This is a genomic window from Catenulispora acidiphila DSM 44928 (assembly GCF_000024025.1).
Taxonomy (GTDB): Bacteria; Actinomycetota; Actinomycetes; order Streptomycetales; family Catenulisporaceae; genus Catenulispora; species Catenulispora acidiphila.
Genome location: NC_013131.1, coordinates 8,593,001 through 8,612,234 on the forward strand (window position 1 = coordinate 8,593,001; position 19,234 = coordinate 8,612,234).

Annotated in this window: 15 protein-coding genes and 1 pseudogene; 3 read left to right on the forward strand and 13 right to left on the reverse strand. The window is 67.9% G+C overall.

The window, feature by feature from the left end; genetic code table 11:
- The first annotated feature begins 155 nt into the window (after window positions 1–155).
- Complete coding sequence (gene glnA / locus CACI_RS36615; protein WP_015795964.1) at window positions 156–1,580, forward strand: type I glutamate--ammonia ligase; 1,425 nt, start codon at window positions 156–158, stop codon at window positions 1,578–1,580.
- 202 nt (window positions 1,581–1,782) lie between these two features.
- Window positions 1,783–2,206 (forward strand): annotated as a pseudogene (locus tag CACI_RS54535) (PIN domain-containing protein).
- A gap of 87 nt (window positions 2,207–2,293) precedes the next feature.
- On the opposite strand, the gene CACI_RS50595 reads toward CACI_RS54535, so the two are convergent.
- The 13 genes from CACI_RS50595 to CACI_RS36680 form a co-directional block, all read right to left on the reverse strand.
- Window positions 2,294–2,623: a hypothetical protein gene (locus tag CACI_RS50595; protein ID WP_015795967.1), complete on the reverse strand. Its 330-nt coding sequence runs from the start codon at window positions 2,621–2,623 to the stop codon at window positions 2,294–2,296.
- 35 nt (window positions 2,624–2,658) lie between these two features.
- Window positions 2,659–3,492: a PIG-L family deacetylase gene (locus CACI_RS36625; protein WP_015795968.1), complete on the reverse strand. Its 834-nt coding sequence runs from the start codon at window positions 3,490–3,492 to the stop codon at window positions 2,659–2,661.
- 57 nt (window positions 3,493–3,549) lie between these two features.
- Window positions 3,550–4,236 (reverse strand): response regulator, encoded by a 687-nt coding sequence (locus tag CACI_RS36630; protein ID WP_015795969.1) that lies wholly within the window; start codon window positions 4,234–4,236, stop codon window positions 3,550–3,552.
- 4 nt (window positions 4,237–4,240) lie between these two features.
- Complete coding sequence (locus CACI_RS36635) at window positions 4,241–5,467, reverse strand: sensor histidine kinase (protein ID WP_223297358.1); 1,227 nt, start codon at window positions 5,465–5,467, stop codon at window positions 4,241–4,243.
- Window positions 5,467–6,357 (reverse strand): CPBP family intramembrane glutamic endopeptidase, encoded by an 891-nt coding sequence (locus CACI_RS36640; protein WP_015795971.1) that lies wholly within the window; start codon window positions 6,355–6,357, stop codon window positions 5,467–5,469. Before CACI_RS36640 ends, CACI_RS36635 begins: the two co-directional genes overlap by 1 nt.
- Before the next feature lie 162 nt (window positions 6,358–6,519).
- Window positions 6,520–8,151, reverse strand: a complete 1,632-nt coding sequence (locus CACI_RS46570) for a serine/threonine-protein kinase (RefSeq protein WP_015795972.1) — start codon at window positions 8,149–8,151, stop codon at window positions 6,520–6,522.
- Between the two features lie 748 nt (window positions 8,152–8,899).
- The gene (locus CACI_RS36650) at window positions 8,900–9,937 is read right to left on the reverse strand and encodes an ABC transporter ATP-binding protein (protein WP_015795973.1); all 1,038 of its coding nucleotides are present in this window, start codon (window positions 9,935–9,937) and stop codon (window positions 8,900–8,902) included.
- Entirely contained in the window at window positions 9,934–11,463 is a 1,530-nt protein-coding gene (locus CACI_RS36655) for an ABC transporter permease (RefSeq protein ID WP_041543269.1), read from the reverse strand. Before CACI_RS36655 ends, CACI_RS36650 begins: the two co-directional genes overlap by 4 nt.
- A 56-nt stretch (window positions 11,464–11,519) precedes the next feature.
- On the reverse strand, window positions 11,520–12,566 hold the full coding sequence (locus CACI_RS36660; RefSeq protein ID WP_015795975.1) for an iron ABC transporter substrate-binding protein: 1,047 nt from the start codon (window positions 12,564–12,566) through the stop codon (window positions 11,520–11,522).
- Between the two features lie 371 nt (window positions 12,567–12,937).
- Window positions 12,938–13,888: an LLM class F420-dependent oxidoreductase gene (locus tag CACI_RS36665; RefSeq protein ID WP_015795976.1), complete on the reverse strand. Its 951-nt coding sequence runs from the start codon at window positions 13,886–13,888 to the stop codon at window positions 12,938–12,940.
- 290 nt (window positions 13,889–14,178) lie between these two features.
- Complete coding sequence (locus CACI_RS36670) at window positions 14,179–15,651, reverse strand: FAD-dependent oxidoreductase (RefSeq protein WP_015795977.1); 1,473 nt, start codon at window positions 15,649–15,651, stop codon at window positions 14,179–14,181.
- A 316-nt stretch (window positions 15,652–15,967) separates the two neighbouring features.
- Window positions 15,968–17,452, reverse strand: a complete 1,485-nt coding sequence (locus CACI_RS36675) for an MFS transporter (RefSeq protein ID WP_015795978.1) — start codon at window positions 17,450–17,452, stop codon at window positions 15,968–15,970.
- A gap of 281 nt (window positions 17,453–17,733) precedes the next feature.
- Entirely contained in the window at window positions 17,734–18,270 is a 537-nt protein-coding gene (locus tag CACI_RS36680; protein WP_015795979.1) for a dihydrofolate reductase family protein, read from the reverse strand.
- Window positions 18,271–18,661: 391 nt separating this feature from the next.
- On the opposite strand from CACI_RS36680, the gene CACI_RS51730 reads away from it, so the two are divergent.
- Entirely contained in the window at window positions 18,662–19,129 is a 468-nt protein-coding gene (locus CACI_RS51730; protein ID WP_015795980.1) for a nuclear transport factor 2 family protein, read from the forward strand.
- Window positions 19,130–19,234 lie beyond the last annotated feature (105 nt).

The window sequence follows — 19,234 nt, forward strand, 5'->3', positions numbered from 1 at the left end:
TAGGTTGGAAGGGTGCCGGGCTCCGTGTAACACGCCGGAAACAAAAGGGACACGGCCGGGAAACCCCCCGGTCCTACGGTCACAGGAGTGCCCGTTGGGTCCCGGCCCGGAGGCGAGAGGCTTCCGGCCGGTGAGAGTACTCAAAGGAGTAGTGGATGTTCTCGAACGCCGACGAGGTACTCAAGTACCTCAGGGACAACGACGTGAAAAGCGTCGACGTGCGGTTCTGTGACCTGCCCGGTGTGATGCAGCACTTCACGGTGCCGGTCGAGTCGTTCGACGCCGACGTCTTCTCCCACGGCCTGGCCTTCGACGGCTCCTCGATCCGCGGCTTCCAGGCGATCCACGAGTCGGACATGCAGTTGCTGCCCGACCCGACGACCGCGCGCCTGGACCCCTTCCGCGCCGAGAAGACCCTCAACATCAACTTCTTCATCCACGACCCGCTGACCGGTGAGGCCTACTCCCGCGACCCGCGCAACGTGGCCAAGAAGGCCGAGGCGTACCTGAAGGGCACCGGCATCGCCGACACGTGCTACTTCGGCCCGGAGGCCGAGTTCTACGTGTTCGACGACGTGCGCTTCGCCTCCGGTCCGGAGGAGAGCTACTACCACATCGACGCCGAGGCCGCGTTCTGGAACACCGGGCGCGCCGAGGAGGGCGGCAACCGCGGCTACAAGCCGCGCGTGAAGGGCGGCTACTTCCCGGTCGCCCCGAACGACCACTACACGGACCTGCGCGCCACGATGAGCCGCACGCTCATCGACTCCGGCCTGATCGTCGAGCGCCAGCACCACGAGGTCGGCTCGGCCGGCCAGGCGGAGATCAACTACCGCTTCAACACCCTGCTGGCCGCCGCCGACGACCTGATGCTGTTCAAGTACATCATCAAGAACGTCGCCTGGCAGGCCGGCAAGACCGCGACCTTCATGCCGAAGCCCGTCTTCGGCGACAACGGCTCCGGCATGCACTGCCACCAGAGCCTGTGGAAGGACGGCGCCCCGCTGTTCTACGACGAGGTCGGCTACGCGGGCCTGTCCGACACCGCCCGCCACTACATCGGCGGCCTCCTCAAGCACGCGCCCTCCCTGCTGGCCTTCACCAACCCGACGGTGAACAGCTACCGCCGCCTGGTCCCCGGCTACGAAGCCCCGGTGAACCTGGTCTACTCCCAGCGCAACCGCTCGGCCTGCATCCGCATCCCGATCACCGGCTCGAACCCGAAGGCCAAGCGCATCGAGTTCCGCTGCCCGGACCCCTCCTCCAACCCGTACCTGGCCTTCTCCGCCATGATGATGGCCGGCCTGGACGGCGTGAAGAACAAGATCGAGCCCATGGCCCCGGTCGACAAGGACCTCTACGAGCTCCCCCCGGACGAGCACGCCTCGATCCCCCAGGTCCCCGGCAGCCTCCCGGCCGTCCTCGACTCCCTCGAGGCCGACCACGGCTACCTCCTCGAAGGCGGCGTCTTCACCCAGGACCTCATCGACACCTGGATCTCCTACAAGCGCGAGCGCGAGGTCGACCCGGTCCGCCTGCGCCCGACGCCGCACGAGTTCGAGCTGTACTTCGACATCTAGAACGTGGCTTGACCTGCGGAAACGCAGTTTGAACACTATGCACCGCCGCGTATCGCCCCGGGTTGGCAAGTCGCCGACCTGGGGCGATAAGCATGTCCGCAGCCAGGCTGAGGCGCCGTGAGGCGATGCAGAAGCTAGCCACGATGGGCGCTCGAGGCGCCTTTGACGAGGGCGTCACGGCGTACGATGCTCGCAAAGAGGCATGGCACGAGTGAAGTTCGGGTTTCTCCTCGACGCCTCAGCCTTCTGGCATCTGACCCGTGCCCCGGAGGCCATGAAGGCGTGGGAGCATTACGGCGCGGAGGGTCTGTTCCACGTGAGCGAGCCGACACGCGGCGAAATCCTCTATTCGGCCGAGAACCCTGCGCATGGCTGGCGTCCTTGACATCCTGTGCGAGCTGGCGCCGGTACCGAAGGACGCATGGCGCTGGGTCGACACCGCACAGTACAAACTCACGCTCAAGTCACAGCACCGCAAGTCACAGCACCGCGGCCCCGGCCCCATCGACCTTCTGGTCGCCGCGACAGCCGTTCACCACGGCCTCACCGTTCTGCACGTCGACAACGACTTCGTCACCATCGCTTTTGTGCTGCCGGAGCTTCGACGGCAAGACATCCGCAGCTAGTGCGGCATGTGGGCCCAACGTGAGCCCAGTGGTCTGATAAGTATCGTCTCGGCAGGTCAGGAGTTCTCGTGTCTATTACTCCGGCATCTAAATACGCTCAGGGCAGCTGCCTGCGGCGTAAGCGCGAAAATGGCAGCTGACCAGCAGTAAGACGTTGATCACGATGGCTTCGCTGGTCCAAGCGTTCTTCGTTGAGCCAGTGAATGCGTTTACGCCGACGTGCAGGTAATTGTCCAGATGGCGCCGGCTTCTTCCGACGTGACGGTCATCGGCGAAGCTGAATGTCACGGAGTCGCCGACGCCAACTCCGGGGAGCGAATACTGCGGGCCTTCCAGTACTCGATCGACGACCTCCTGCATCTCGTCCCATGTTTCAGCGAAGAGGTAATCGGCGCCGATTCTCGCGTTAAGAAACACGACACCCCCTGTGCCGGTGGCGGTATTTCGTCGGGTCAGCGCAGGCCGGCGAACAGGTCGTTCTCGGGTACGGCCGCGCCGGTGCTGTCCTGGACTCGGACGAAGGTTTCTACGCCCATTAGGTCTGTGAAGCGTTCTGGGCCCATCTTCAGGAAGAAGATGTTTTCGCCTTGGCTGGCGTGCGCTGCGAGTGCGTCGAACTTCTGGCCTCCGAACTTGGAGACGTCTACCCAGGTGGTGATTTCCTCGTCGGGGAGTCCGATCTCGGGCATTGCTTCGGCCTCTGCGGGATCTGGCTCGGTCCACTCTGGGTCGAATTCGCGCATCGTCTCCATGAAGTTCTGCATTGCGGAGCGGGGCATCGTTGTCCAGTACAGCTTCGGTGTCAGTTCGGTTAGCGCCAGTGCCGCAACGGTGACGCGGTTTGCCTGGATGTGGTCGGGGTGGCCGTAGAAGCCGTTCTCGTCGTAGGTCACGACTACGTCGGGTTCGTAGTGGCGGATGAGGTCGGCTAGGCGGGCGGCGCTCTGCTCGACGGGTGTTCGCCAGAAGGATTCGGGGGCGTCGTTGGTCGGCCAGCCCATCATTCCGGAGTCTGCGTAGTCGAGTGTTTCCAGGTGGGTGATGTTCAGGATGTCGCAGCTGGCTTTGAGTTCCTGGCGTCGGAGGGCGGCTACTGCGACCGGGTCGTGGCCGGGCTCGCCTGGCTTCACGCCTCCTGGTCCGTCGCCGCAGCCGCCATCGGTGCAGGTGACCAGGACCGTGCGGATGCCCTCGGCGGCGTACCGGGCCAGAATCCCTCCGGTGCCTGTCGCCTCGTCGTCGGGGTGGGCGTGGACCGCCATCAGCGTCAAGGGCCGGTTATTCATAAGGACATCCTCCGCCATGGAGCGCGTTCGGATCGAATCTGTGGTGTACCAGTCGCGTCAGAGGCTGCCGCCGGCGAGTCCGATCCGGTAGGCGAGGACGACTGCCTGGACCCGGTCGCGCAAGTCGAGCTTGGTCAGGATGCGTGACACGTAGGTCTTGACGGTCTCGGGCGTGATGAACAGGGAGGCCGCGATCTCGGCGTTCGAGAGTCCTTCGGCGATGAGCTCGAAGACTTCCAGTTCGCGAGGCGTGAGTGTGCGCGTGACGGCTTCACGCGCGGCGCGTGCAGGGTCGCCCGGGCGGAGCCGTTCGGCAAAGCGGCCGATGAGGGTGCGCGTCACCGCCGGCGCCAGCAGGGACTCGCCCCGGGCGACGGTGCGGACGCCGTTGACCATTTCGGCCGGGGGCGCGTCCTTGAGCAGGAAGCCGCTGGCTCCGGCGCGGAAGGCGTCGTAGACGTAGGCGTCGACGTTGAAGGTGGTGACGACGAGGACCTTCGGCGGGTCGGCGACGTCGGGTCCGGCCAGGCGGCGGGTGGCTTGAATGCCGTCCAGCAGGGGCATGCGGATGTCCATCACCACCACGTCGGGGCGGATGCGGGTCGCCGTCTCGACCGCCTCGAGGCCGTTGGCGGATTCGCCGACGACCTCCATGTCGGGTTGTGCTGAGAAGATCGTGGCGTAGCCGGTACGCACGAGTTCCTGGTCGTCGCAGACGAGCACGCGGATGGGCCGGTCGGTCACGGGGTCACTCCTGATCGGGTCCGAACGGGATCCGTGCTCGGACAGCGAATCCGCCGTCCGAGCGGGGACCGGCCTCCAGTTCACCATGAAGCACTCGGACACGTTCGCGGAGGCCGGCCAGTCCCCGGCCGCCGCCCGGCAATTCCGAGGCGCGAGGAGGGGACGCGGAGGCCGCGGCTCCTTCCTTCACGGGTCCCTCGGTCGTCACCTCGACCTCCATGTGCCGCGGGTGATGCCGCACCAAGACGTTCGTGCGTGCTGCGCCCGCATGCTTCATCGCGTTGGTGAGCGCCTCCTGCACCACGCGGTAAGCGGCCAGCTCGACCGCGACCGGCCGCGGTCGGTGTTCGCCGATCTCGCTGAATTCGACCGGCTGGCCTGCGGCCCTGGCCTGCTCGACGAGGTCTGCGATCGTGCCCTGAGCCGGAGCCCGGTCCGGGCGCGCCCCGTCGCCGGTGGCCTCCAGCACGCCCAGCAGGTAGCGCAGTTCGGTCAGCGCCCGCCGCCCGGTATCGGACACTGATGTCAGCCCTGCTACGACCCGCTCAGGATGGGAGCTCAGCAGGAACTGCGCCGCATCGGCCTGCACCACCATGGCCGTCACATGGTGGGTGACCACATCGTGCAGCTCCCGGGCGATCCTGGCCCGTTCGGCGGCGCCGGCGGCCTCGGCGACCAGCCGCCGCCGCTCGATCTCCTGCTCCCGCAGCCTGCGCATCACCGTGCCGGCGAGCCAGGCCGCGGTGGTGACCAGATAGAAGACGGAGTAGTCGCCGAACCCATGTGGTGCGCCGAGGTGGTGCAGCACCAATGCCAGCGCGGAGTAGCCGACGGTCGCCGAGACGGCAACGGCGCGGCGCAAGCGATCTTGGTGAGCCCCGGAAGAATAAAGAGCCAGATACAGTCCAAGACTGGCGAACGTCGTCGGGTAACCCAGGGCCTGATCCGCGGCGAACGCGAAGCCGATGACCGCCAGCACGGCCGCCGGGAACCTTCGCCGCACGGCCAGCGGCAGCGCCTGCGCCAGGGCCAGCGCGACGCTCACCACGTCGGCCGGACGGCTGGGCAGGTCGCCGATCTGTGCACCGACCTTCGACAGCGCCGGGGCGAAGGCCAGCACCGCGAGCCCCGCCGCCAGCACACCGTCCTCAACCGAAGCATCCCGTTGCCCCAGCAAGCCTGCCGCGCCTCGCAGCGACACCGGCCGACGAGGCGTGGCAGACGTGTTCACTAGCGGCTCCTCCGGTCGGCGCGTCGAGCAGGCAGCACATTGCCACGCCGGCGGGCGGCGACGAACATCGGTATCGCCAGCAGCAGGCTGATCGCCACCGGCACGACCGACGCCTCCAGCCCGAAGGCGCCGCCGGTCAGCAGGTGCGAACCGCTGGTCCGCACATTGAGCAGCCGGGCGTCGGCGGGGTGTCCGGAAACCGGGACGCCCAGCAGCTGCTCGACGCTGTTCCAGACGAAGTGCAACCCGACAACGAGCCAGATACTGCGCTGCCACAGGAACGCCGCCCCCAACATGACCCCGGCCTCGACGGCTATAGCCATTCCGCTCCACAGCGTGGCCCCGGGGTTGGCCATGTGCACTGCGCCGAAGAACAGCGCCGTGACAGCGACCGCGACCACAGTGCCCCACCGCTGCTCGATGGCCTGCAACGCCACCCCGCGGAACATCAGCTCCTCGGTCAGCGCCGCCCCCGCCTGAACCGCCAGCACCGAGGCCAGCGTCCCGCCGACAGCGTGGTGCGCCCAGGAGAACGAGTACCCGCCGAAGGCCACGATCAGCAGCGTCGAGACCGCGACGAACCCCAGTCCCATCGCGCTGCCCAACAGCGCCTGCCGCGCGGCGCCGCGCCCGGTGATCTCCGGGGTGGCCCGCCGTGCCAGGCGGCGCATCACCACCCAGTAGACGCCCACCGCGACGCCCCCTCCCAGCACCGGCACCGGACCCGGACCGGTCGCGGTCACACCCGCCACCAGGCCCACCCCCACCAGCCCGGCCAGCGCCCAGCCCAGTGGGCTATGCACCATCCGACCCCAGCGACCGCGCCCCGGACCGGATCGCACCGGCCCGTGATCGAAGTCTGCGTCGCGACGAACATCCGTCGTGCTCATTGGACAGCCTCCCCAGCGTTTCCGGCCACCTCAGCGGCGGCCACGCGACCCACGCTAGGGATCTGACCGCATCCCCCGAATCACCCGTAAGCGAACGGATCCTGTAGCTCCCACGGGGGATGCGCGACGGCGATGGCCATCAGGTCTCGATGGGCCTGATGGTCAGCCCGCTGTTCCTATCCCGCACAGGCTCCAGACGACGCCGTCGGTCCACAGGGTCCAGGTCTCTCCGCCTGCCTGAGTGATGTCTGTGCCCTGGCAGCCTGTGGATCCGCCTCCTAGAAAGCTGGCCAGCCACACGGCTGCGAGTCGGTTGGCTACCACGGAGCCGTTGACCGGGCCGCCGCATTCGCTGCTGAGCTGGGGCAGTGGCCCTGGGGGGAGGTCGGCGAGGCATGTGCCGATTGGATACGCCTGGAGGACGGGGCGCGCCGCCGGCGGTAGGCAGGGGCGGATGTCAGTGAAGGTGAGGGGCTGGAGGCTCGCCTTCAGGGCGACGCCGCCAGCGGTCTCGACGCATTGGACGCTCGTCCTCAGTTCGGGCGGTGCCGATGTCGACCCCGCGATGTGATCCGGTTGTCTGGATTGAGGAGCGACGGGGGCGATTGTTGGCGACTGGACAGTGATCGGCGCTGTTGGCGTGTCATGCGTCGGCGGGACGGTTGTGCTCGTCGACCATGGCTTGAGCAGGAACAGGCTGATGGCCAAGGCGGTGCCGACCGTCACCGCCACTGTCACCGCCGCAGCGCTGACGGCGCGCCATGGCCTTGCCGGGCGGGACGATGACGCAGGGGCAAAAGGGTGGTCGTCGGACGCGGGCTCGGTTGGCGGTGGGCCGATGATGCGCGGAGGGAGGGCGCGAGGTGTCGGCGCGGGCTGGTCGAAGGATGGTTCGAGGTCTTTGGTGAAGGGGATCGCGCCGTTGAAGGGGATCGCGCCGTTGAAGGCGATGATCTGCATCAACTGCTCATAAGCTTCCGCGGTCTGCGTTCTCTCGGCTGGATCTTTGGTCAGCAGGCCGGACAGAAGCTGATCGAAGGCTTGGCCGTGTTGGAGTCGGCTGGCCGATTCGAAAAGCACTGCCATCGAACTCGCGACAAAGCTGTCGCGGCCGAAAGGCGAGCGGCCCTCGACGGCGAAGTACAGGGTCGCGCCGAGGGAGAACAGGTCGGAGGCTGAGGTCGCCGGGCGTCCCTTCACCCGCTCCGGTGCCATGTATTCCGGGGTGCCGACGGCGATCCCTGTCGGAGTCAGGGATCCCACCGCGGCTTCGTGGGTGGCTCCGCCGGCGGCGATGCCGAAATCGGTGAGCAGCACTCGGCCGTCGTCGGCGAGCAGGATGTTGGAGGGCTTCACGTCTCGATGGATGATCTGCTTGACGTGGCAGGCGGTCAGCGCCATGAGCACCTTTTTGCCGATGTGGGCGACCTGGAGCGGTGGAAGCCGTCCGTGCTCGGCCACCGCTTGTCCCAGCGTCTTGCCGACGACGAGTTCCATGACGATCCACGGGCGGCCGCCTTCTTCGAAGACGTCCAGGATCTTGACGATGTTCGAGCTCTTGGCCACCGACAACGCGTGGAGCGCCTCCAACCACGCCCTGCTCAAGTGCGATTTCCGGTCGGTCTCGGCGGTGAAGGTGTCAAGGCGCACCTCTTTGAGGGCGACCTCGGTGCCCGACAGTTCATCGCGGGCGAGCCAGACCCGTCCCATGCCGCCGCTGCCGAGAACGTGCCGGAGCGAGTACCGTCCTCCGACCTTGCGGCGACGACTGTGAGGCTGCGTCATTTCAGACATCCCTATCCCCTGATGCTGACGACGCCCGCGATTCGGCGCAGGCGGCAACGATCGCCCTGGCTGGGAACGCCGACCCGATCGACAGCGGCCTGATACAGGCCGTTGTGAAGATCTCCGGCGACATCAGTCCAGGTCGGCGATGATCAGTGGGTGGCCATCCGCGTGACGGCCGCTCCCACCCGATCGCGACTCAACGGGGATAAGCCTTGAACAAGCCTTTGCGATAATCCATGCGGTTTAGCGGCCCGCACAGAACTGTGCGAAGCCGTTCCACCTAGCGTGCCCTGCTCGCAATGATTTCGAGCACCAGCGTGCATTCCTGGTTCACCTCGTGATTCATCGAAGCTGACGATGAAGGGGCGACCGCCGCCGGAATCTCGCTCCAGGGGAACGCAAGGCGACGAGTGGAGCCGGAAAGTAGACGCAGCATGGGTGGCACGCTGTCACACTGCGGGTTCGGAGTACCCCTCACCTCGAAGGGGCTTCGTCTTCGGCCGGTCGATGGACGCTCATAAGCGCGAAATACGCCAGTGTCGCAATGGCCGATGTGGCTTGCCCAGCCACTCCCGCGAAGTTCTCCCCCTCATATCCCCCCGTTGACCACAACTGAAAGTCGTTGCCGGACACTGAATCATAGCTCTGGTCCACCCGTTCGGGTATGCGAACCATCGCAATACAGGATCTCCCTGCTAACCGGGGAAAACCTCGACACTACGCCACAGCCACGACTGTGTGCGCTAGGCGGGGTTCAGGCCTCGGGACAGCGGTGCGCCGTGCCGTACGCAGCGAGATACACCAGCCCGGTGGTCGGCGGGGCGGCATCGGAGTAGGCGACGAGACGTTCGGGCAGGCCGTGTCCGGGATCGGGGGCGACTTCGACCCGGTAGTCATGTCCTCGGAAATGGCAGTGCACCACCTCAGCCCGCACGGTGCCGACGCCGGGTTCCGCCGTCAAGCCGATCTGGCGGGGCCGGATCAGGACGACGCCGGGTCCGTCCGCCGCGGAACCGTCGGTGAGGGCGAGCTCGCCGAAGGCGGTGCGGGCCAGACCGTCGGCGATGTCGGCGGGAACCAGGTTGGCCTCGCCGAGGAAGCGAGCGACGCCGGTGTCGGCGGGCTGGTGGTACAGCTCGGTCGGGGTGCCGGTCTGGGCGATCCGGCCCTCGCGCATCACCGCGACGACGTCGGCGAACGTCAGCGCCTCTTCCTGGTCGTGGGTGACCAGGATCGCGGTGGTGCCGGCCTTGCGCAGGGTGGTGGCGACCTCGGTGCGGACCTCGGTGCGCAGGGCGGCGTCCAGGGCTGCGAACGGCTCGTCCAGCAGGAGCAGTTCGGGTTCCGGCGCCAGGGCCCGAGCCAGGGCGACCCGCTGCTGCTGGCCGCCGGAGAGCTGGTGCGGGTGGCGTTCGTCCAACCCGGCGAGGCCGACCAGGTCCAAGAGCTCTTCGACCCGTTCGCGGCGGCGGTGCCGGGGCAGCCCGAACCCGATGTTGCCGGCGACGTCCAGGTGCGGGAACAGCGCGCCGTCCTGAGGCACGTAGCCGATGTGGCGCCGCTCGGCCGGCAGCCGGACGCGGCCGTCGTCCAGAACCCGCCCCGCGAGGGCGACCTGTCCCTGCTCGGCCGGGTGGAAACCGGCGATGACCCGGAGCAGGGTGCTCTTCCCGCAGCCCGAAGGGCCCAGGACGCACGCCAGCGCACCGTCGGCGACGGCCAGGTCCACGCCGTCCAGGACCCGGGTCCGACCGTGGCCCGCCCGCAGTCCGGTGATCGACAGGCCGCTCATGATGTCTCCACGGGATGGTCGGCGCCGAGGCTGCGGCGGGTGAGCAGGAGGACCGGGGGGACGGACATGGCGACCATCAAGGCCGCGTACGGTGCGGCGGCACCGTAGGCCAGGCCGCTGGTGTAGACCCAGAACTGGGTGGCGAGGGTTTGAGTGCCGGTCGGGCGCAGCAGCAGCGTGGCCGTCAGCTCGGTGCTCGCGGTCAACGCCACCATCGCCAAGGCGGCGCCGAGTCCTGGGCGGATCAAGGGCAGCGTGACCCTGGCCAGGACGAGTGTCGGGCGGGTCCCCAGGGATCGGGCCACCTCCTCGACGCCCGGAGGCACCTGGGCCAGCGCCGCTCGGACAGCGGTGAGCGCCAGGGGGAAGAACAGGATGACGTAGCCGGTGACCAGCAAAGGCGGCTGCTGGTACAGCGGCTGGGCGTACCGGATGGCGAAGAAGACCACGGACAAGGCGACCGCGATCCCGGGCAGGGCGCGGGTCACATAGGCCAGGCGTTCGGCGGTGCGGGCCAGCCGGCTGTTGCGCCGCCAGGCGAACAGCGCGATCGGCACGGCCGCGGCGGTGGCCACGACGGCGGCGGCGAACGCGTAGCCGAGCGAGGTGAACGTCGCGCCGATCACGGAAGCCGACGGCAGCGTGGTGGAGCTGCCCTTGAGTAGCCAATATCCCAGCGCGTACAAGGGCACGCCGAGCGACAGGCCGACCACCGCGGTCAGCCCGGCCATCGCCGGAAGCCATCCCCGGCCGAGCCGCGCGGGCCTGGCTCCCCGGTTCGACCCGGACGTGACCACGACGCGCCCGCGGTGACCGCTCGCCGCCTCCAGGCCCAGCAACAGCAAGGCGAGGCCGACGAGTACCAGAGTGAGTAAGGACGCTGACGCGGCGTCGAACCCGAGCTTGTACTCGGTGAAGATCGCGGTGGCGAACGTGGTGTAACGAAGCATCGCGAACGCGCCGTACTCGCCGAGCAGGTACAGCGAGACCAGCAGCGCGCCGCCGGCCAGCGCCGGGCGGCACAGCGGCAGAGTGACGCGCCACAGCGTGGACCACGGACCCTTGCCCAGACTGCGCGAGACCTCCTCGGCGCCGGAATGTCCGCGCCTGAGGGTGGCGGCGACCGGGAGGAAGACCAGCGGGTACAACGAGCAGGTCATGACCAGCACCGCGCCCCAGTAGCCGTGGACCGACCGGAACAGCGACACCCACGAGTAGCCGCGCACGAACTCCGGCACCGCCAGCGGCAGCGCGAGCAGCGTCGTCCAGGTCCGCCGCCCCGGCAGATCGGTGCGCTCGACCAGGAAGGCCGCGCCGAACCCGACGACGGCGGTCAGCAGCGTGACCGCGAGCGACAGCTCGACCGTGTGCCAGATCAGGGTGCTGATCAGCGGGCGGGAGAACAGCCGGTCGGCCTCGTCCCAGCCGGCCTGGGCGGCCTGGATGCCGACGAAGGCCAGCGGGGAGGCGAGGACGACGATGATCGCGAAGGCCAGCGCGGGCAGCACCGGAAGCCTGGAGAGCACGCCGACGGCCCGCCACCGCGAGAGCGGTGACGGGCCGGAGGCGGAAAGCCGTGGTCTCACTGCAGCAGACCGGTGTCCTGCAGCAGCTGCAGGGCCTGCTTGCCGTCGCCGAGCTGGGCGACGTCGGCCACCGTGCCGATGGAGTCCAGCGGCGCGAGCCCGTCCTTGGCCGCGATGCCGGCGACCAGCGGATACTCATAGCTCTCTGAGGTGGCGATCAGCTGCTGGGCCGGGGCGCTGACCAGGTAGGCCAGGAACGCCTGCGCGGCCTGCTGGTGCTTGCCGTTCTTCAGGACCGCGGCGCCGGACACGTCGACCAGCGCGCCCGGGTCGCCCTTGGCGAAGTAGTGCAACTTGCTGTGGGTGTCGGCGGCGCCCTTCTCGTCGCGCAGCCGGAACCAGTAGTAGTGGTCGATGACGCCGCCCTGGACTTCGCCGGCGTTGACCGCGGCCGACAGGTCCTCGTTGCTGTCGTAGGTCTTGGCGTTGGCCTTCAGGCCGACCAGCCAGGCCTTGGTCGCCTCCACACCGTCGGCGGCGATCATCCGGGTGATCACCGGGGCGAAGTCGGTCTCGCTCGGCGCGATGCCCAGGCGGCCCTTCCACTCCGGTTTGGCCAGGTCGCGCAGCGAGGTCGGCGGCGCGGTGTCCGCAGCGGAGCCGGTGGCGGCTATGAACGCGGCGGCCCGGGCCGAGACGCCCAGCCAGTCACCCTTCGGCGAGCTGTCGGCGGCCGGCACGGCCTTGAGCGCGTCCGGCGCGACCGGCGCCAGCAACCCCTTCTCGTCCAGCATGGTCAGCGCCGGCGGGTTCTCGGCGTAGAAGACGTCCGCCGGAGACGCGGAGCCCTCCTGCAGCAGCTGGTTGGCCAGCTCCGCCTCGTCGCCGGAGCGCAGCTCCACCTTGACGCCGGTGCGCTTCTCGAAGTCGGCGACCAGCGCCTTCACCGTCTGCTCGTGCTGGCCGCTGTAGACGGTGATCGACTGGCCGGATGACGTCCCGCCGGCCGATGCCTTCGAGGCGGAGCTGCCGCAGCCGGCGACGCCGACCAGGCAGGCAGCCACGGCTGTCAGGGCTATGACAGGACGCCTGATCGCGCGCATGAGGAAGGGCTCCGCTTTCGGTGGGCTCGGCCGTCGGCTCTGACGGGAAGGGAGGGTCCGGCCGGTCCTGGAGCACCCCGAAAAGCCGAGCGCTGCGTCCAGCCGACGATCCCGACCATAGAACAGGTAAGCCTCACCTAACAAGTCCCGCGGAGCTAAGCGCCAGCAAGGTGGTCAGGGCACACGCTCGTCGGCACGGACCGATGCGGAGACGGTGTAGCCCTCCGGCGCCAACGGACAGGTGACGGCGAACCTATGCCCCGGCACAAGTCCCGTCGATCTAGATGCCCTCCACGTTGACCGCAATGGGTCCGCGAGCCTCCAAGGCTCGCGGACCCATTAGTGCCTGTGCAGCGACCGGCGTCTTCAGGTCACTTGTTGATGAACTCTGCCGCGAACTGGCGGAGGACGTCGGGGTTGTCGACGGCCTGGGCGAAGGTGATGGCGAGTTCCTGGACGCCGATGGCTTCGTAGGCGGCGAGGCGCTCGCGGATGGTGTCGGGGGTGCCGACGAGGAGGTACTTGGCGGCGTCGCCGGGGTAGATGGCCTGGACCCACTGGGGGAGGTCGGCTTCGGCGGCTTCGTCGGTGTCGGCGATGATGCAGAGGCTGGAAGCGGTGCGGAGGATCTCGTTGTAGTCGCGGCCGACGGTTTCGCAGTGCTGCTTCAGGACCGCGTACTTGTGGGCGAGGCCTTCGACGCTCTCGTTGATGTTGCAGCCGTCGCCGTACTTGGCGACCAGCTTCAGGGTGACCTTCTCGCCGCCGCCGGCGATGAGGAGGGGGATGCGGTCCTGGGCGCCCTTGGGCTGGTTGATGGCCTTGTCGACGCTGTAGTACTTGCCCTCGAAGCTGAACTCTTCCTCGGTCCACATGCCGCGGATGATCTGGACCGACTCTTCGAGGCGGCGGAGGCGCTCGGGGGTGTCGCCGAAGTCGTAGCCGAACTGCTTGAAGTCGTTCTCGAACCAGCCGGCGCCGATGCCGAAGTTCAGGCGGCCCTTGGACTGGATGTCGAGGGTGGAGGCCATCTTGGCGATGAGGGCGGGGTTGCGGTAGCGGTTGCCGGTGACCATGTTGCCGATGCGGATGCGCTCGGTGTCGCGCGCCAGACCGCCGAGGGTGACCCAGGACTCGAACATCGGCGCCTGGAAGGGGAAGGCCGGGGTGAGCTGGTCGGCGAGCCACAGGGACTCGAAGCCGGTCTCGTCGGCGATCTTGGCGATCTCGGTCATGCGGTCGTGGGCGGCGATCGGGTCCTCATAGCCCATGAAGTCGAGCAGGAAGCCGGTCGGGAGGAAGACGCTGTATTTGATGGACATCGGATCTCAACAGCTTTCTGCTCGGAGGTCGGGATGTGACGGGCCGCCGACGCGGCCGGTCGGCTCTGGAGGCCGTGGCCGGGGGGGTCTCCTGCGGTAACTGGTCTGTGCGGCCCCGCCCGGCGCTTGGTGATCGGTGGTGCCAGACCGCCCGGCCGGCCTCATGGGAATAGTCCCACCGGCGCTCGTGGAGCGGCTTCTCTCAAGCTGCGCTGGAGCGCTGGTTTTATACCTGACGTGCTTGAACCATCACCCTGAGTCACGGTCTGTGGCGACTCGAACGGGCTCAGTCATCGGGCTTTGCGAAGGTCCGATCTCAGCGTCCGGCGCGCCGCGTCGGAGGCGTCCGCGATGTCGGCGACCTTCGCGGTCCGCACCGGCGTGTACCCCGGGTCGGGCACCGGCGCGGACTTCTTGCCGAACAGCGCGCGGGCCATGAGATCCGGGCGCATCAGGGACGTCGGGGGCGCGATCAGGCCGGCCGTGCGCATGAAGGCGGTGGACAGCTTGTCGTCGAACTCCGCGGCGGCGGTCACCTTCTGGACGAACCAGCCGCCCACCGCGAACTTCACGCCCTTGTTCCCGGTGACGCCGCGGTGGGTGAAGTCGCCGGCTCCCGCGACGTCCCAGGCGATGGCGGTGCCGCGCTTGACGACGTCGCGCTGGAACTTCAGCGGATCGGGGGTCTTTCCGTGGCTGAGGTGGTCGCGGAGCACCGTGGCCTCGACCGCGGCGACGGTCATCCCCTGGGCGTAGATCGGATTGAAGATGCAGGCGGCGTCCCCCATGATCAGGTAGTTCTCGGGGAGGGACGCCATCTTGTCGAAGCGGCGGCGCCGGCTCTCGGGGAAGTTGTAGGGCACCGGGTCGTGGATGAACTCGGCACGCCGCACCACCTCGGCGATGTCGGGGATGGCCAGCGACTCGGCGTAGGCCAGGAAGCCCGCGCGGTCGGTCGGCGGCTTCTGGCCGAGCAGTCCGGTCAGCGTGATGGAGTGGTATCCGGCCATGCGCGCGTAGACCGCGCCGCGAGGCAGGTTCGGGGTGCCGATGGGGACGCTGGCCACGTCCTCACCCAGCAGGTCGTCTTCCCGGTCGATGAGGAAGTTCCCGGTGGAGTACGCCAGGCCCATCTTCACGCGCTCTTCCTCGACCTCGGGGTACCCCAGCTCGGTCAGCCAGCGCGGAGTCCGCGAGCCCCGGCCGGTGGCGTCCAGCACGAGGTCGCCGAGCAGCGTCTCGGGTTCCGCGCCCGGTTGCTGGGACTGGATCCGGGCGCCGAGGATCCGCTTGCGGTCCGGCGTGGCCACGATCCCGAGGATGTCGGTGTGCTGCCGGAAGGACACGTTGGGCAGCGCCGATATCCGGGCTCTGATGCGGTTCTCCAGCAGCGGCCGGCCCGGGCCCACGGCGATCATGTCGCTCCGGACCTGCTTGATCTTGCGGCCGTCGAAGTACCAGCGCACGTTCTTGTTGAAGTCGCCCCGGGAGGCGCCGAAGGAGACCAGTTCGTCGGTCATCCCCGGGAACAGTTCCTCCAGGACCCGCTGCCCCTTGGCCAGCAGCGCCTGCAACTGCCAGCCGTGCGGGACGGCGCGTCGCACCGTGAGGACCCCCGCCGGGCGGTCGGGTTCCGGCTCCGTCAGGTCGTCCCGGTCTATCAGGATCACCTCGCGATAGGCCTGGGACAGCGGCACCGCCGCCAGCATTCCCGCGATGCTTCCGCCCAGCACCACGGCCCGCTCACCGATGTGGTTTCCCATTGTTTTTCTCCCTGCAAACTACTCAGACCCACGGGACTCCGGTATCGAAGAATGATCGGACCCGCCTTACCTGAATGATTGCACTAGCACAACACGTTGACTTCTCCGTGGGTGCCACGTCCCCATCTGGCGAAAAACAGTCCCTGGGAAGCAGGAAATTACGTTTGGCCTCGAACAGCTCTCTTCCGCGAAAGCGAACAGGCGGGATCAGGAGTGATCGCGATTATTCCGGAGTAAGGAAATTCACAAGCCCCCGTTCCGCTGGGGAACGGGGGCTTGGGACCTGCTCGCGCCCGGTGGGGGCGCGGATGCCGCGTCAGACGGTGGTGGCGTCCGCCGCGACCTTGCCCTGCGCGGGAAGGGCAGCGTCGGAAGCCTTAGCGTTCCGGACGAAGAGCACCGCCACGGGGACGGCGGCCATTCCGATGAGCCCACAGACCAACAGCGCCTGGTGGAATCCACCGGTGAGCGCGTCTGTCGGGTTGTGGCCCTGACCCAGCAGGGTGCCGAGCCGCGAGGCCGCCACCGTGGACGCGATGGCGATGCCGACCGCTCCGCCGAGCTGCTGGGAGGAGTCGATGAGTCCGGAGGCGATGCCGGTGTCGCGCTCCTTGACACCGACCAGGGCTCCGATCGACACCGGGATGAACACCCAGGTGACCGCGCCGGTCAAGAAGAACGGACCGGCGAGGTTCGCCCAGAAGCTGCCGTCGACCGGCGCCTGGGTCGCCCACAGGATCCCGGAGCTGGTCAGCGCCAGGCCGGCGGCCATCACCACCCGCACCGACAGCTTGTTGACCAGGACCTGGGACGGTCCGGCCATCACCACCCCGGTCATGCCGACGGTCAGCCAGGCCAGGCCGGTCGTCATCGCCGAGTAATGGAGCACCTGCTGCATGTACAGCGTGCCGATGAAGATGTAGCCGTAGAAGCTGGCTCCGAGCATGAAGCCGACCGCGTTGGACCCGGCCAGGGTGCTGAGCCGGAACAAGCGCAGCGGCAGCAGGGGCGTCGCCGACCTGGACTCGATGACCACGAACGCGATCAGCAGGACCGCCGCGACCACGAGCTCGGTCACGGTCCGGGTGGACGTCCATCCCTTGATCGGCGCCTGCGTGACCGCGTAGACCGCGAGCACCGAAGCGGCGGTCACGGTCACCGCGCCGAGCGGGTCGTAGCTGCGCGGCGCGCCCACCAGCCTGCTCTCCGGCACCAGCCGCATGGTCAGCAGCAGCGCGATCCCGCCGATGACCACGTTCAGGTAGAAGATGTACTGCCAGCCGGCGTACCGGGTGAGCAGACCGCCGGCGAGCACGCCGAACGTCGCGCCACTGGCTCCGACCGCACCCCAGATGCCCAGCGCCTTGTTGCGCTCGGGACCCTCGGGGAACATGTTCGTCACGATGGACAAAGCCGCCGGCAGCACTGCCGCCGCGCCCAAGCCCTGGACACCGCGCATCAGGATCAGGAACGTGGCGTTGGTCGCCAGCGCGGCACACAGCGAGGCCAGGCTGAAGACCACGAGCCCGGCCATGAACATCCGGCGCCGGCCCAGCAGGTCGGCCATGCGGCCGCCGAGCAGCAGGAAGCCGCCGAAGGTGATCGCGTACGCCGTCACGACCCACTGCAGGTCCGTCTGGGCGAAGTGCAGCTTGGTGCCGATCGTGGGCAGGGCCACGTTCACGATCAGCATGTCGACCGCGGTCATGAAGTAGGCCACGCCCAGCAGCGAGAACGCCCGCCACGGGTGTGGCGACGTCCCGCCGCGGATCTCGGGCAGGCTTTCGCTGGACACGCTCATCGCCGCCACCTCCGGCTCCCCACAGTGGCGGGCATATCGCGCACCGCTCTCCGATATCTCACTTGCTCTCTACCGTGATCCACGGCAGTTCCTCCGTTCAATGCATACCGGGTAGGGAGCTGCCGCACCGCAGACCTCGGTGCCTGCGAACTCGCCTCACAGACCACAGGTAAAGACCAGAGTCGGCGGCGAAACTCACCGGCCGTGGGGGATTCACCACACAAACGGGGAGCCGGCCCGCCTAAGCGGGCCGGCTCGCGGCTCATCGTCTTCGCTCGGCCTTACGCCGCCGGCACGTAGACGAGCGTGGCGACACCGTTGCCGCGCTGGCTGACCGACTCCAGGCGCAGATTCACCCGCTTGCCTTGGCGGAACAGCGGAGTCCCCGTGCCCAGCACGACCGGGTTGACCACGACGTGCAGCTCGTCGACGAGCCCGTTCTCCAGCAGCGACTGACCGAGCCGGCCGTAGCCGTAGACCATCAGGTCACCGTCGCCCTGCGTCTTGAGCTCGCGCACCGCGGCGACGGGGTCCCCGGAAACGATCGTCGTGTTGTTCCAGTCCGCCTTGGTCAGCGTGGAGGAGTAGACATACTTGGGCATGTCGTACATCCGCTGCAGGTAGGGACCCTGCGGGTCTCCCCACATCTGCGCGAAGAGCTCGTAGGTGTTCTTCCCCATCAAGAACGCGTCGCTCTTAATGAGCGCGTCGAGCCACGCGGTCGCCGCCTCCTCGTCGGAATACTCGCCGGCCCACAGGTGCGGATCACCGTGGATGCCGTCCGCCGTGACCAGGCTGCTCACAATCAACTTACGCACGTCGCGTCTCCTCTTACTCGCGGCCCCGGCTCGTCCCGGGCCTGCCGTCGTATATGGAGACTCGATCGGCCGCCGATACTAACCGCGATCTGGACTTGTCATTTCAATGGACCGACGCTGCACGGCAGAATGCACGCTCGAACGCCCGTGCTCCCAAGCCGGAAATCCCCATGTCGTCGCCGCCCGGAATTCCGGAGCCGACCGCGCAGCCGCGCTGTGCCGCCCGACGCCGCAGCCGTCCTGTTCCGTCTCCGACCGCAGTGGATCAGTTTCTCCGTTATTGCCCCATAGGCGCCGAAACGGTGAGTCCGGGCTCCGAGTCTGGTCACCATTCACAGTAGCGCCGCGTGACCGAGCGGACGCCAGTAGTACCGGAGGAGATGAAAGAAGCATGACCGAGTCCCCCCTGATTCGTGAGTTCTACGACGCCTTCCAGCGAGCCGAGTTCGACCGCTGGGATCCGATCGCCGACGCCGAGATGGTGATCAACACCCCGCTGGGGTTCGGGGTTTCCGGGCTGCAGGCCCTCAAGGACTTCGCCGGGCAGCTCTATGACCTGGCCTGGCGGATCGATCTGGTGGACGAGCACCTGGCCCTGGACGCCGACGGCAACGGACGCGGGTTCATCTCGTTCTGCCTGAACTGGAAGCACACCAAGGTCTTCCTCGGCTTCGAACCCACCGGCCGGGAGGGCACCTCGATCGAGACGCTGATCTTCACCCTCGCCGGCGGCCGCATCACCCAGATCGACGTCAGCGAGAACACCCTCGACCTCGTCATGTACGAGGCCGAACTGGGCTGGCCGATCCCGGACAACGTCCACCCCGACGCCCTTCTCACCGGCGTCGACCGCCGCTGAGGGCGCTCGCCTGATCCGCTGAACCAGGAATACCTCCCACACCTCCGCCTCGGCGGGGCCGGCCGTCACCACCGACCCCGCCGAGGCGGCGATCGTTCACACCGG

Excerpts from the sequence above, each read along its gene's own strand:
- CACI_RS46570 (WP_015795972.1), bottom strand. The coding sequence starts at position 8,151 with ATGTCTGAAATGACGCAGCCTCACAGTCGTCGCCGCAAGGTCGGAGGA.
- CACI_RS36660 (WP_015795975.1), bottom strand. The coding sequence starts at position 12,566 with ATGCGCGCGATCAGGCGTCCTGTCATAGCCCTGACAGCCGTGGCTGCC.
- CACI_RS36665 (WP_015795976.1), bottom strand. The coding sequence starts at position 13,888 with ATGTCCATCAAATACAGCGTCTTCCTCCCGACCGGCTTCCTGCTCGAC.
- CACI_RS36640 (WP_015795971.1), bottom strand. The coding sequence starts at position 6,357 with ATGAGCACGACGGATGTTCGTCGCGACGCAGACTTCGATCACGGGCCG.
- glnA (WP_015795964.1), top strand. The coding sequence starts at position 156 with ATGTTCTCGAACGCCGACGAGGTACTCAAGTACCTCAGGGACAACGAC.
- CACI_RS36650 (WP_015795973.1), bottom strand. The coding sequence starts at position 9,937 with ATGAGCGGCCTGTCGATCACCGGACTGCGGGCGGGCCACGGTCGGACC.
- CACI_RS36670 (WP_015795977.1), bottom strand. The coding sequence starts at position 15,651 with ATGGGAAACCACATCGGTGAGCGGGCCGTGGTGCTGGGCGGAAGCATC.
- CACI_RS51730 (WP_015795980.1), top strand. The coding sequence starts at position 18,662 with ATGACCGAGTCCCCCCTGATTCGTGAGTTCTACGACGCCTTCCAGCGA.
- CACI_RS36625 (WP_015795968.1), bottom strand. The coding sequence starts at position 3,492 with ATGAATAACCGGCCCTTGACGCTGATGGCGGTCCACGCCCACCCCGAC.
- CACI_RS36675 (WP_015795978.1), bottom strand. The coding sequence starts at position 17,452 with ATGAGCGTGTCCAGCGAAAGCCTGCCCGAGATCCGCGGCGGGACGTCG.